The sequence below is a fragment of the Pantoea sp. BL1 genome (genome assembly GCF_000963985.1).
Lineage (GTDB): Bacteria > Pseudomonadota > Gammaproteobacteria > Enterobacterales > Enterobacteriaceae > Pantoea > Pantoea rwandensis_B.
In genome coordinates this window covers 1-12,896 of record NZ_JZRH01000020.1, presented here as the reverse complement: position 1 = coordinate 12,896, position 12,896 = coordinate 1, and the positions used below count along the sequence as shown (strand labels likewise).

Genomic DNA, 12,896 nt, shown 5'->3' with positions numbered 1-12,896 from the left:
GAGTGTTGAGATGAATTTTCCTGCGGAACTGAGTGATTTAGAACAAGATCTGGCTCGATTTGAGCACGCCTTGCAGCAATTTGCTGAAAGATTAGGGCTGCGGTTATCCGAACATGAGGCCGATCACCTGGCGGTGCGCTGCCACCAGTTCGCAACGGCGGAGCGCTGGAAGGCGGGATTGCTGCAGATGGGCAGTCAGTTTTCCGAAGCGATGATCAACGGGCGTCCGATCTGCTTGTTCAAATTGCATCAGCCGTTAACGCTCGCTGGATGGCTGGTCGATGTGATTGAGTTACCCTGGCCGGGTGAGAAATTGTATCGCCATGAAGGCTGGGAACATGTGGAAATCGTGTTGCGCGGTGAGCCAGAAACATTGGGCATGCGCGCGATGGCCTTGCTCTCCGATCATGCACTGACGCAACCCGGCATTTCGTTTAAAACCAGCGCGCCAAAAGGTGAGCATGAGCGTTTGCCCAACCCGACACTGGCGGTGACGGACGGGCAAACCACCATCAAGTTTCATCCCTGGCGATTAGAAGAGATTGTCGCCAGTGAACAAGGCTAACGCCGTGCCATGACCGCGCTGTGCAATCGGCTCACCGCTTGCTCCAGTAAAGCGCGCGTGCAGCCGAAGTTAAAGCGCACGAAGTTGTCATTCCCAAAATCGCGGCCGGGTGAAAAACCGAGGCCGTGTTTTTCAAAATAGAGAGCGGGACTGGCCACATCCAGCTGGCTGGCATCAATCCAACCGAGATAGGTCGCTTCGGGCGAATTCATCTGCAGTCCGGGAAGTGCATTCACCTGCGCCACCAGCCAGTCGCGATTCGCTCGCAAGTACTGGATTTGCGCCTCCAGCCATGCATCACCTTCACGCCAGGCTGCTTCTGCTGCCACCAGTGCGAGAATATCGACCCCAGGCACAATACCTTCGCGTACCTGTTTAAACCGTTTGCGTAATTCAGGATTGGGGATAATCGCCATTGATGCGCCCAGACCGGCGATGTTGAAGGTTTTCGACGGCGAGATCAGCGTAATGCTGCGCTGTGCGGCATCATCACTCAATGCCGCGAAAGGCGTGTGGCGGGCATCAGGCGACAAAATCAAATCACAGTGAATTTCATCAGAACAAACGATTAAATCGTGTTGCTGAGCAAACGCCAGTTGCGCCTCCAGTTCCTCGCGACGATACACCGTGCCGCCGGGGTTTTGCGGATTGCACAGCATCAGCAGACGTTCATTACCCTGCATCGCAGCCGTATCGAGATCGACGACCCAGCGGTCGTGCTGTAATTGCAGCGGCAAATTGATCTGTTCACGCTCGGCGAGTTTTGAAGCAGCGCGGAACGGTGGGTAAATCGGTGTTGGCGCGACTGTGCGTTGCCCAGCCTCGGTAAACGCGCGGACCGAAAGGTTAAGGCCACTGACGACACCAGGAAGCATAACGATCCATTCCGGCTGAATATGCCAGTTGTAGCGCTGCGCCAGGCGGGAAACAGTGATATCAATCAATCCCGTGGGCGTACCGCCATAGCCAAAAACACCGTGATCGGCGCGTTTTTTAATGGCCTCAATAATGCAGGGTGGCGAGCGAAAATCCGTGTCTGCAACCCATAAAGGCAGCACATCACGATCGCCATATTTGTGCCACTTCAAACTATCGCTGTGACGACGGTCTATCCATTGATCAAAATCGAATGCCATAGTGAGGTTTCCACGTAAACTGTCCAATTAAGCAGACTAACTTAAGCCATCCTCTCGAGCCAGAAGTCATGAAAAGGAGCAAGCTATGACGAAACTGGAAATTTGTTGCTACGGCATCGACTGTGCAATGACTGCACAGCAGTCCGGTGCCGATCGCGTGGAACTGTGCAGTGCCCCACGCGAAGGCGGGCTGACGCCGTCAGCTGGCGTGCTGGAAGCCGCACAGCGTGAACTGTCCATCCCGGTTCACCCGATTGTTCGCCCGCGTGGCGGCGATTTTTGTTACACCGCACAGGAATTTGAGGTGATGAAATCCGATGTTGCGCTGATGCGTGAACTCGGTTTCCCTGGCGTGGTGATCGGCATGCTAGATGAAGATGCCCATGTTGATATTGTGCGCATGCGGCAGATCATGGCGCTCAGTGATGGCATGGCGGTGACCTTCCACCGCGCTTTTGATTTGTGCCACAGCCCCAAACGCTCGCTGGACGTACTGGCGGATTTAGGCGTTGCGCGTATTTTGACTTCCGGCCAGCAGCAGAGCGCGGAAACTGGAATTGCATTGTTGCGGGAACTAAATGAACTGAGTACGGGTCTAATTATTATGGCCGGTGCCGGAGTCCGCTTGAGCAATTTGCAGAAATTTATTGATAGTGGTCTGCAGGAAGTCCACAGCTCCGCAAGCCGATTAGTTGCTTCGCCGATGCGCTACCGTAAAGCCGGTGTTTCTATGTGCTCCGAAGCAGAAGTCGACGAATTCAGCCGAACTTGTGTCGATGGCGATGTGGTCGAAGCGATGAAAAGTATGCTGGAAATGACCGCGGTTCGTGTCGCCTGAGTTCGCACCCGTTTTGCCGCGCAGCACGCCAAAACTCTGACGTGATGTTTGCAAGTACCAAACCCCAGCGCATTTGCTGGGGTTCTTTTTATCTGCCGTATAGCCGTTGATAGCGCATTGTTAAAAAAGATGCTTTGATTACTCTATGGCTTAGCGCGGATAACATTCATGAAATCCTACTCTTGTGCTGTTTTAGTGCTGCTGTTCCCCCTGTCTGGCACGGTGCTGGCGGTGAGCACTGCCTGTCCGCCTCTGAGCAAAAACATTACCAGCAGCAACAACTGGATTATGCTGGGGGGAGATGCCAAAGGCGCGGTACGTCAGGTGGTGGCAGGGGAATTCGGTAAAGATGTCGACTCGCAGAAACGCGTGCTGGGGCAGTTCGATCAGTGCGGGGATTTGATGGTTGCCGACATTACGTATGACAAGAACGAAGGCAACGTGGTGCTGACCATGGAACAGCACATCGCCCGCGTGCAGCGAGGTTGGGTGGCGGAGTATGCCTACCTGGTCAAAGTGGTAAAAGCGGGCAAAGAGGAAGTGGTGGATAACCGCCAGGGCACCATCAGTTGGCAAATGGGCCAGCATGGCAACATCATCAGTTCGTCCGACAAATTCACCAGTATGGGCAAAGATGGCTTCACCGATACCACCTACCGCTACGATAAACATTTTCGCCTGGAAAAGAGCGTAGCGCGTGGCAGTGATGTGATGACCAACGGAGAGAGCACCTGGCGCTGGAATCCACAAGGGCTGGTCACCTCATCGTCCAGTGCACGCGGTAAAGACACCTACAGTTATGATAAGCAGTGGCGAGAGCTGCGGCTTAATGGCTTCGCTACCACGCCTGTCAGTACCTTAAGTTCAGTTGATGAGTGTCAGTTATGGGATGAGATGGGCAACTGTACGCTGAGTTATCTGCATGAAACCGAGGTGTTCGCCAAAGGCACCATCGAGCGTCACCTGAGCTCTGCCTATAAATATCAGTATTGGGATCGCCCGCCAGCCGTGGCGGATGAGGGGGAATAAAGGCGTTTTATCATTGCTGGCAGGTTGAGAATTATTATCAATTGCTGACGGAAGGTAACTATCGTCAAGATGTTGCGGCAAGGTTAAGATAGCGGCCAACTGACAGGGAGCTCGCCATGACACTGATATTCTCATTTCTTTTTGCCATTACTATTCTGACCTTAACGCCAGGCTTTGATACCGCGCTGGTGCTGCGTTCCGCTGCCGCACAAGGCTGGAAACGGGCATCAGCCACCGCTTTGGGCGTCACTATGGGCTGTCTGGTGTGGGGCGTAGCGGTGGGGCTGGGTCTCGGCGCGCTGCTGCTGGCTTCCGAAATGGCGTATAACCTGCTGAAGTGGGTCGGCGCCGCCTATCTGCTCTATCTCGGCGTTAAACTGCTGTTGAATCCCCGCACCCAGGCGGAAGAGAGCCAGAGTGTGCAGGGCAAAGAGCAAAGCTATTTCGCCTGCTTCTCGCGAGGATTATTCGGCAATCTGTTAAATCCGAAAGTCGGTGTGTTTTATGTCACTTTCCTGCCACAGTTTATTCCGGCCGGTGCGTCAGTGGCGCTATGGTGCACCCTGATGGCGTTAACGCATATGATGATTGGCCTGGTGTGGAATGCGGTATTGATTGGTGGCAGTCAGTATTTTGCTGCGCATCTGCGTCGTCCAACCGTGCTGAAAGTGATGGATCGTTTGACGGGCTGTGTGTTTATCGGTTTCGCCGCGAAGCTGGCGCTGTCGCGGCGTTAAGCATTACGGCTTGCGTGCCACCAGTAACGCGCGTAGCGGTGCTGGATAACCTTCAATGGTTTTGCTGCTGTCGTTAGGATCAAGGAACTCGGCCAGTGATTCGCTGGTCATCCAGCTGGTGCGACGTTGCTCTTCCGTTGATGTCACCGCGTAATCCGCGATGCGCACATCGACAAATCCACACTTCTCCAGCCAGCCTTTTAACGCGGCGGCAGACGGAATAAAGTAGACGTTACGCATCTGCGCATAGCGTTCACCCGGCACCAGAACGGTGTTTTCATCGCCCTCAACCACCAGCGTTTCCAGCACCAATTCTCCCTCGCTGACCAGTTGATTTTTCAACTGCAGTAAATGATCGAGCGGCGAGCGGCGGTGATACAGCACGCCCATGGAAAACACGGTGTCGAAAGCCTGCAAGGCGGGCAGTTGTTCGATGCCAAGTGGCAGCAGATGCGCGCGACGATCGTCACCCAGCAGCTTGCGCACGGCTTCGAACTGACACAGGAACAGCTGCATCGGATCGATGCCGACCACCAGCTTCGCGCCTGCGCCAATCATGCGCCACATGTGATAGCCGCTGCCGCAGCCGACATCCAGCACCGTGCGATGCGTCAACGGCGAGATATGCGGCAGCACGCGATCCCATTTCCAGTCCGAGCGCCATTCGGTATCAATCTCGGTGCCGTAAAGGGAATAAGGACCTTTGCGCCAGGGCATCAGGTTGCGCAACAGGTTTTCAATACCAAGACGTTGGCGATCGGTGAGATCGTCAGCCGTGGCCGTGACGCTGTTGACCAGATCCAACGTTTGCGGGTTTAGCAGCGGCAGATAATCCACTGACTTTTCCCAGTCGCGGAATTTACCGTGCAGATTTTCACGCTGCCAGGCCGCTACTTGCGCGGGTAAGACTTCCAGCCAGCTCGCCAATGGGCCGGTGGCGATTTGCTGATAAAAACGGCCAAAATCAATCATTTCAACGCTACCAAAGAACCAAAGTTAAAGCACTGGAACCACAACTCAGCGTGGGCAAAACCGGCGGTTTTCAGACGCGCTTTGTGCGCTTCTACACTGTCGGTGAGCATGACGTTTTCCAGCATGCTGCGTTTCTGGCTGATCTCGAGTTCGCTGTAGCCGTTAGCACGTTTAAAGTCGTGGTGCATGTTGAACAGCAGATCGCCCACTTCGCTATCTTCGAAGCTGAACTTCTCAGACAGCACCAGCGCGCCGCCAGGGTTCAAGCCGTTGGCGATTTTTTTCAGCAGTTCCAGACGTGCAGGAGGCTCAAGGAATTGCAGGGTAAAGTTCAGCACCACCATTGAAGCATTCTCAATATGGATATCCTGAATATCCGCTTCAATCACCTGCACCGGCGTGTCCGCGCGGAAGGCATCAATGTGACGGCGGCAACGCTCCACCATCGCCGGAGAGTTATCCACGGCAATAATCTGGCAGCCCGGCACGTGAATATTGCGGCGGACAGAGAGCGTGGCGGCACCCAGCGAGCAGCCGAGATCGTAAACCTGGCTATCAGGCTTCACGAAGCGTTCTGCCAGCATGCCAATCATCGAAATGATGTTGGAATAACCCGGCACCGAGCGCTGAATCATATCGGGAAAGACTTCAGCCACGCGCTCGTCAAAGGTCCAGTCACCCAGCTTATCGATGGGCGCAGAGAATAGCGTATCGCGGTCAGACATAATGAAAAGTCCGGAGAGAGGAATCGGAAAGGGCGCTATTCTGTCAGAAAGTCCCGCAGGCTGCACCCGCTTTGAGTTTAGAACAAGCTGCTTTGTTGCGGCCAGTCGGGCAGATTGCGCAGCGAAGGCTCAAGCTGCAACAGTTGAGGCCACAGCGCCTGCAGCAAGGGAAACACCTCGCCCATATCCGGCGTATGGATAAACAGCATCGGATCGCTTTCTGTCTGCCACTCCGCCAGTTTATGTTGCCACGGCTGGAACAGCGGCACGCTCTCATCCACGCTATCGCTGCCGATAAAGCGCACCATCGGTTGCAAACCGCTGCGCACAGCATGCGGTGGCACGCGCGGTTTTTTCGCCCGGGCGTCCACGGCGGCGGCGCTTTGCGAGGTGGACGCGTGCACCGGACGGCTATCGAGGATCACGCGATTCACGCCGCGTTCCATCAGGCCACGGTTGAGCGCGCGCTCAGCCTCGCCTTTGGCAAAAAACTGCTCGTGGCGCACTTCCACGCCGTAACTAAACCCGCGCGGCAGGCTATCAAGGAACAGCCACAAGTCTTTCAATTGCGCAGGTGAAAAGGTCGCCGGCAGTTGCAGCCAATACTGCCCGATGCGCTGGCTCAACGGATCGAGCAAGCGAAAGAATTCGTTCAGCAGTTCATCGCAGCTCCGAAGCGCGGCTTTATGGCTGATGCTGTTGGGAAATTTAAAGCAGAAGCGAAAGTCATCGTGTGTCATATCGCGCCAGCGCATCACTGCTTCCGGCGAGGGCAGCGCATACAGCGTGGTGTTGCCTTCCACGCAGTCAAACAACTGCGCGTAATCCGCCAGAGTTTCCAGGCCATACTGCTTCCAGCGGGGATGCTGCCATTGCGGTAATCCAATGCGAAGTGTCAAACGTGGCTCCTGAATCCTTTTGCGGGCGGGAATAGGCCAGGTAATGTACCCTGTTTTGGTGTTGGCAGGAAAATCCGTGCGATAAACCGCAATGTTTTGTCCGCTTTGATCTGGCTCTACTTATCCTGCCTGGGTTTTTCCATTATAATAGCCGCCTTTTTTGCGACAGCATCTCAGAAGGTTACGCGGCCTGATGCTGTCTGGCAGCAGCGGCGAAGTTAAAAGGATACGTTATGCGTACAGAATATTGCGGACAGCTCAATCTGTCTCACGTGGGTCAGCAAGTCACACTCTGCGGTTGGGTTAACCGCCGTCGCGATCTGGGCAGCCTGATTTTTATCGATATGCGCGACCGTGAAGGTATCGCTCAGGTATTCTTCGACGCCGATCATCAGGACGCTTTCCAGCTGGCCTCTGAGCTGCGTAACGAATTCTGTATCCAGATCACCGGCACCGTGCGTGCGCGTGAAGAGAAAAACCGCAACAGCGATATGGCCACCGGCGATGTCGAAGTGTTTGCTCATGCGCTGAACATCATCAACCGCGCTGAACCACTGCCGCTGGACTCTAACCAGACCAACAGCGAAGAAGCGCGTCTGACCTATCGCTATCTGGACCTGCGTCGTCCGGAAATGGCGCAGCGTCTGAAAACCCGTGCGAAAATCACCAGCTTCGTGCGTCGCTTTATGGATAACGAGGGCTTCCTCGATATCGAAACCCCGATGCTGACCAAAGCCACGCCAGAAGGTGCGCGTGACTATCTGGTGCCAAGCCGCGTGCATAAAGGCAAATTCTATGCGCTGCCGCAGTCCCCACAGCTGTTCAAACAGCTGCTGATGATGTCCGGTTTCGATCGCTATTATCAGATCGTTAAATGCTTCCGTGATGAAGACTTGCGTGCTGACCGTCAGCCAGAATTCACCCAGATCGACGTGGAAACCTCTTTCATGACCGCCGAGCAGGTGCGTGAAAAGATGGAGCGTCTGATTCGTGAACTGTGGATCGACGTGAAAGGCGTGGATCTCGGTGACTTCCCGCAAATGACCTTTGCCGAAGCCATGAACCGTTACGGTTCTGACAAACCCGATCTGCGTAACCCAATGGAGCTGGTGGACGTGGCTGACCTGCTGAAAAGCGTGGAATTCCAGGTGTTCGCTGGCCCGGCTAACGATCCGAAAGGTCGTGTTGCCGCGCTGCGTGTGCCGGGTGGCGCAGCGCTGACGCGTAAGCAGATCGACGAATACACCAAGTTTGTTGAGATCTATGGCGCCAAAGGTCTGGCGTGGATGAAGATCAACGAGCGTGCAAAAGGCTTCGAGGGTGTACAGAGCCCGGTCGCGAAGTTCCTGACGCCAGAAATCGTGGAAGCGATTCTGAACCGCACCACTGCGCAAGATGGCGATCTGATCTTCTTCGGCGCTGACCGTGCCAAAATTGTCACAGATGCTCTGGGTGCACTGCGTCTGAAAGTGGGCCGCGACCTGAAGATCACTGACGAAAGCATGTGGGCACCGCTGTGGGTCATCGACTTCCCAATGTTTGAAGCGGATGAAGAGGGCGGTCTGGCTGCGATGCACCACCCGTTCACCTCGCCGAAAGAACTGACGGCTGAACAGCTGGCGGTCGACCCGACGCAGGCCGTGGCGAACGCTTACGATATGGTGATCAATGGCTACGAAGTAGGCGGCGGTTCCGTGCGTATCCACAACGGTAAAATGCAGCAGACCGTGTTTAGCATTCTCGGTATTACCGAAGAAGAGCAGCGCGAGAAGTTTGGCTTCCTGCTGGATGCCCTGAAATACGGCACACCACCGCATGCGGGCCTGGCCTTTGGTCTGGACCGTCTGACCATGCTGCTGACCGGCACCGACAACATCCGTGATGTTATCGCGTTCCCGAAAACCACTGCAGCGGCGTGCCTGATGACCGAAGCGCCAAGCGAAGCCAACCCGGCAGCGCTGTTGGATCTCGGCATTCTTGTGGCGCCGAAGAAAGAAAAGTCAGAGAACAAGTAATGGGCTATAAACATCCGGTTTCAGTGCTGGTGGTGATTTTTGCGCGAGATACTGGCCGGGTGTTAATGCTGCAGCGACAGGATGATGAAAGTTTCTGGCAATCCGTGACGGGCAGCCTGGAAGCGGGTGAAAGTCCGCGCCAGGCGGCAGAACGCGAAGTGTCGGAAGAGCTGGGTATCGATGTCGCGGGCGAACAGCTGGTGCTGGATGATTGCCACAAACACATTGAGTTTGAAATCTTCCCGCACTATCGCCATCGCTACGCACCTGGCATCACGCACAACCGTGAGCACTGGTTCCGGCTGGCACTTCCGCAAGAGCGCGATCTCCTACTGACGGAGCATCTCGCCGCGCGCTGGCTCGATCCTGCCGCAGCCGCAGCCCTGACCAAGTCCTGGAGTAACCGCCAGGCAATCGAAGAATTTACCTGAATGCCCGCCGCCGCGCGTTTTTCCGGCGACGATTAAGGTAGATTCCAGAATTTCGACGAAGCTTATTTCCTTCGTACTAAAATCCGGTGCAAGACGTTTACCTTGCACCGCTAAAATTGAACAGATGGCGTAATCGGCACAGATTGTCAGTTCTACGCCGCCCTAATATTGAACAGTCGAGCGTAATCGGCGCAGCGTGGTCGGTTACCGCCAGCGCGCAGCAACCGGAGCGTACTTTTGTACGTGAGGATGGCGAGCACTGCCGGGAGCCGAGATCGCAAGTAAGATAGCTCGTGCGAAATAAAAGATCGGAGAAATACTCAAGATGGCTGGACATAGTAAGTGGGCAAACACCAAGCACCGCAAGGCGGCGCAGGACGCTAAGCGCGGTAAAATCTTCACCAAAATCATTCGTGAGCTGGTGACCGCAGCGAAACTGGGCGGCGGCGATGCCGGCTCGAACCCGCGTCTGCGCGCAGCAATGGACAAAGCCCTGTCCAACAACATGACCCGTGACACCATGAACCGTGCGATTGCACGCGGCGTGGGCGGCGAAGATGATTCCAACATGGAAACCATCATCTATGAAGGTTACGGTCCAGGCGGCTCAGCGGTGATGATCGAGTGTCTGAGTGACAACCGTAACCGTACCGTGGGCGAAGTGCGTCACGCCTTCACCAAAACCGGTGGCAACCTCGGCACCGACGGTTCCGTTTCTTACCTGTTCAGCAAAAAGGGTGTGATCTCCTTTGCGCCAGGCCAGGATGAAGATGCGGTCATGGAAGCGGCGCTGGAAGCCGGTGCGGAAGATGTGGTGAGCTACGACGACGGTGCGATTGATGTGTTTACCGCGTGGGAAGAACTGGGTGCAGTGCGTGATGCGCTGGAAGCCGGTGGCCTGAAAGCGGATACCGCTGAAGTCTCAATGATCCCTTCCACCAAAGCGGAAATGGATGCGGAAACGGCACCGAAACTGTTGCGTCTGATCGACATGCTGGAAGATTGCGACGATGTGCAGGAAGTTTATCATAATGGTGAAATTTCTGATGAGATCGCGGAAACGCTGTAATGGCGTTTTCCATTAACCGAACAGCCGGAGGCGCGTAGTGGCGATCATTCTCGGGATTGACCCCGGCTCGCGCGTCACCGGTTACGGTGTGATTCGTCAGGTTGGCCGCCAGCTCAGCTATCTGGGCAGCGGCTGTATCCGCACCAACGTTACCGATCTACCTTCTCGCCTCAAATTGATTTACGCCGGGGTGACGGAAATCATCACCCAATTCTCGCCAGACTATTTTGCTATCGAGCAGGTATTTATGGCGAAGAATGCAGACTCAGCGCTAAAGCTGGGCCAGGCGCGCGGCGCAGCGATTGTGGCGGCGGTGAATCTCGATTTGCCGGTGTTCGAATATGCAGCGCGTCAGGTCAAACAAACGGTAACCGGCACCGGTGGGGCAGAAAAAAGTCAGGTTCAGCACATGGTGCGCACCTTGCTGAAACTACCCGCTAACCCGCAAGCCGATGCCGCTGATGCGCTGGCAATCGCCATCACCCATTGTCACCTGAGCCAAAACACCACGCGATTGAGTGACGCTAAGCTGGTGATGACGCGTGGGCGATTGCGGTCCGGCTGACGAAAACCCAAACATTGAAGGCTGGATATTGATCCAGCCTTTTTTATGATATAAATACCCGTCATATTTCCACTGTCTGATGCGCGGGCTACCCTTGTTCACCTGAATCACTGACCTCAGTGCGTTCATCGTGATGCGCTCGCTTGCCGCTTTAACGTCAGCGGAAATCAATCAGGTATTTTTAGGATTACATAAGGAACTGCTCAGGTGATTGGTCGCTTACGAGGCTATATTCTGGAAAAACAGCCGCCGCTGGTGTTAATTGAGGCGCACGGTGTGGGTTATGAAGTGCACATGCCAATGACCTGCTTCTACGAGCTGCCGGAGATCAATCAGGAAGCGATTATCTTCACCCAGTTTGTGGTGCGTGAAGATGCGCAGCTGCTGTTCGGCTTCAACAACAAACAAGAGCGTGCGCTGTTCCGTGAACTGGTAAAAGTGAATGGCGTGGGGCCAAAGCTGGCACTGGCGATCCTTTCTGGCATGTCAGCACAACAGTTTGTGACCGCCGTTGAGCGTGAAGAGATCGCGTCATTGATCAAGTTGCCTGGCGTCGGCAAGAAAACCGCCGAGCGTCTGGTGGTGGAGATGAAAGACCGCTTTAAAGGCATGCACGGCGATCTGTTTGGCAGTGATTCGACCTTCACATTGACCACGCCGTCTGAAGCGCCAGCAGCGAATGACGCTGAGGCCGAAGCGGTTGCTGCACTGGTGGCGCTTGGCTATAAACCGCAAGAAGCCAGCCGCATGATCAGTAAAGTCGGCAAACCTGATGCGGATTGCGAAACGCTGATCCGTGAAGCTCTGCGCGCAGCTATTTGAGGTAATGCATGATTGAAGCCGATCGCCTGGTCTCGGGCGGCTCTATAAATGAAGAAGAGAGCCTCGACCGTGCCATTCGCCCTAAGCTCCTGGCGGAATACGTGGGGCAACCGCAGGTGCGCGAGCAGATGGAGATCTTCATCAAAGCGGCGCAACTGCGTGGCGATGCGCTGGACCATCTGCTGATTTTCGGCCCGCCGGGATTAGGTAAAACCACGCTGGCTAACATTGTGGCGAATGAGATGGGCGTGAATTTACGTACCACCTCCGGTCCGGTGCTGGAAAAGGCGGGCGATCTGGCTGCGATGCTGACCAACCTCGAACCGCATGACGTGCTGTTTATCGATGAGATCCACCGCTTATCACCGGTGGTGGAAGAGGTGCTCTATCCGGCGATGGAAGACTATCAGCTGGATATTATGATTGGCGAAGGCCCAGCGGCGCGCTCAATTAAACTCGATTTGCCCCCTTTTACCCTGATTGGCGCCACCACGCGCGCGGGCTCGCTGACATCACCGCTGCGCGATCGCTTTGGCATCGTGCAACGTCTTGAGTTTTACAACGTACCGGACCTGCAACACATCGTCAGCCGCAGTGCAGCGTGCTTAGGATTGGCGTTGAGTGAAGAGGGCGCGCTAGAAGTGGCGCGCCGTGCCCGAGGTACCCCGCGAATCGCCAACCGTTTATTGCGTCGTGTACGCGATTACGCTGAAGTTCGTGCCAACGGTGTGATGAGTGGGGAAGTCTCTGCCAGCGCACTCGATATGCTCAACGTCGATAATCAGGGTTTCGATTATATGGACCGCAAGCTGTTGCTGGCGATCATCGACAAGTTCTCGGGTGGTCCAGTGGGGTTGGATAACCTGGCGGCGGCGATTGGTGAAGAACGGGAAACCATTGAAGATGTGATTGAACCCTTCCTGATTCAACAAGGATTCATTCAGCGCACGCCGCGCGGCCGTCTGGCCACGCAGCATGCCTATAAGCATTTCGGCATCAGCCGCGAAGAGTAAAGCCGGCGTTTGTCCGGCTTAGCGATTTCACGATCGGGCATTCACGAAGGGGCCATTAATGGCTAATGCCGATCAGTTAA

At 55.2% G+C, this 12,896-nt stretch carries 14 protein-coding genes; 10 read left to right on the top strand and 4 right to left on the bottom strand.

Features of this window, described 5'->3' with window-relative positions; translation table 11 throughout:
* The first annotated feature begins 10 nt into the window (after window positions 1–10).
* A complete protein-coding gene (locus VH86_RS11360; RefSeq protein WP_045832924.1) occupies window positions 11–565 on the top strand; it encodes a VOC family protein in 555 nt (184 codons plus the stop codon).
* On the opposite strand, the gene VH86_RS11355 is transcribed toward VH86_RS11360, so the two are convergent.
* Window positions 562–1,701, bottom strand: coding sequence for a MalY/PatB family protein (locus VH86_RS11355; protein ID WP_045832923.1), 1,140 nt, complete (start codon window positions 1,699–1,701; stop codon window positions 562–564). The genes VH86_RS11360 and VH86_RS11355 overlap by 4 nt on opposite strands.
* 85 nt (window positions 1,702–1,786) lie before the next feature.
* Between VH86_RS11355 and cutC the strand changes: the two genes are divergently transcribed.
* The 3 genes from cutC to VH86_RS11340 all read left to right on the top strand — a co-directional run bounded on the left by cutC (window position 1,787) and on the right by VH86_RS11340 (window position 4,305).
* On the top strand, window positions 1,787–2,539 hold the full coding sequence (gene cutC / locus VH86_RS11350) for a copper homeostasis protein CutC (protein WP_045832922.1): 753 nt from the start codon (window positions 1,787–1,789) through the stop codon (window positions 2,537–2,539).
* Between the two features lie 168 nt (window positions 2,540–2,707).
* Complete coding sequence (locus VH86_RS11345; RefSeq protein WP_045832921.1) at window positions 2,708–3,568, top strand: hypothetical protein; 861 nt, start codon at window positions 2,708–2,710, stop codon at window positions 3,566–3,568.
* A 116-nt stretch (window positions 3,569–3,684) separates the two neighbouring features.
* Window positions 3,685–4,305 (top strand): LysE family translocator, encoded by a 621-nt coding sequence (locus tag VH86_RS11340; RefSeq protein WP_034828637.1) that lies wholly within the window; start codon window positions 3,685–3,687, stop codon window positions 4,303–4,305.
* A 3-nt stretch (window positions 4,306–4,308) separates the two neighbouring features.
* Here VH86_RS11340 and cmoB read toward each other — a convergent pair whose 3' ends face one another.
* The 3 genes from cmoB to VH86_RS11325 form a co-directional block, all read right to left on the bottom strand.
* Window positions 4,309–5,277 (bottom strand): tRNA 5-methoxyuridine(34)/uridine 5-oxyacetic acid(34) synthase CmoB, encoded by a 969-nt coding sequence (cmoB, locus tag VH86_RS11335; protein WP_045832920.1) that lies wholly within the window; start codon window positions 5,275–5,277, stop codon window positions 4,309–4,311.
* Window positions 5,274–6,002 (bottom strand): carboxy-S-adenosyl-L-methionine synthase CmoA, encoded by a 729-nt coding sequence (gene cmoA / locus VH86_RS11330; protein WP_038646496.1) that lies wholly within the window; start codon window positions 6,000–6,002, stop codon window positions 5,274–5,276. The genes cmoB and cmoA overlap by 4 nt, the downstream gene beginning before the upstream one ends.
* A 77-nt stretch (window positions 6,003–6,079) precedes the next feature.
* A complete protein-coding gene (locus VH86_RS11325; RefSeq protein WP_045832919.1) occupies window positions 6,080–6,901 on the bottom strand; it encodes a DUF72 domain-containing protein in 822 nt (273 codons plus the stop codon).
* Window positions 6,902–7,134: 233 nt separating this feature from the next.
* Between VH86_RS11325 and aspS the strand changes: the two genes are divergently transcribed.
* From aspS to ruvB, 6 genes are all read left to right on the top strand, one after another.
* The gene (aspS, locus tag VH86_RS11320; protein WP_045832918.1) at window positions 7,135–8,916 is read left to right on the top strand and encodes an aspartate--tRNA ligase; all 1,782 of its coding nucleotides are present in this window, start codon (window positions 7,135–7,137) and stop codon (window positions 8,914–8,916) included.
* On the top strand, window positions 8,916–9,347 hold the full coding sequence (gene nudB / locus VH86_RS11315) for a dihydroneopterin triphosphate diphosphatase (protein WP_045816048.1): 432 nt from the start codon (window positions 8,916–8,918) through the stop codon (window positions 9,345–9,347). The genes aspS and nudB overlap by 1 nt, the downstream gene beginning before the upstream one ends.
* 325 nt (window positions 9,348–9,672) lie before the next feature.
* Window positions 9,673–10,416, top strand: a complete 744-nt coding sequence (locus VH86_RS11310; RefSeq protein WP_038646507.1) for a YebC/PmpR family DNA-binding transcriptional regulator — start codon at window positions 9,673–9,675, stop codon at window positions 10,414–10,416.
* A 37-nt stretch (window positions 10,417–10,453) separates the two neighbouring features.
* Entirely contained in the window at window positions 10,454–10,981 is a 528-nt protein-coding gene (gene ruvC / locus VH86_RS11305; protein ID WP_038646509.1) for a crossover junction endodeoxyribonuclease RuvC, read from the top strand.
* A 207-nt stretch (window positions 10,982–11,188) separates the two neighbouring features.
* Window positions 11,189–11,803 (top strand): Holliday junction branch migration protein RuvA, encoded by a 615-nt coding sequence (ruvA, locus tag VH86_RS11300; RefSeq protein ID WP_045832917.1) that lies wholly within the window; start codon window positions 11,189–11,191, stop codon window positions 11,801–11,803.
* Window positions 11,804–11,811: 8 nt separating this feature from the next.
* Window positions 11,812–12,816 (top strand): Holliday junction branch migration DNA helicase RuvB, encoded by a 1,005-nt coding sequence (gene ruvB / locus VH86_RS11295; protein ID WP_045816049.1) that lies wholly within the window; start codon window positions 11,812–11,814, stop codon window positions 12,814–12,816.
* Window positions 12,817–12,896 lie beyond the last annotated feature (80 nt).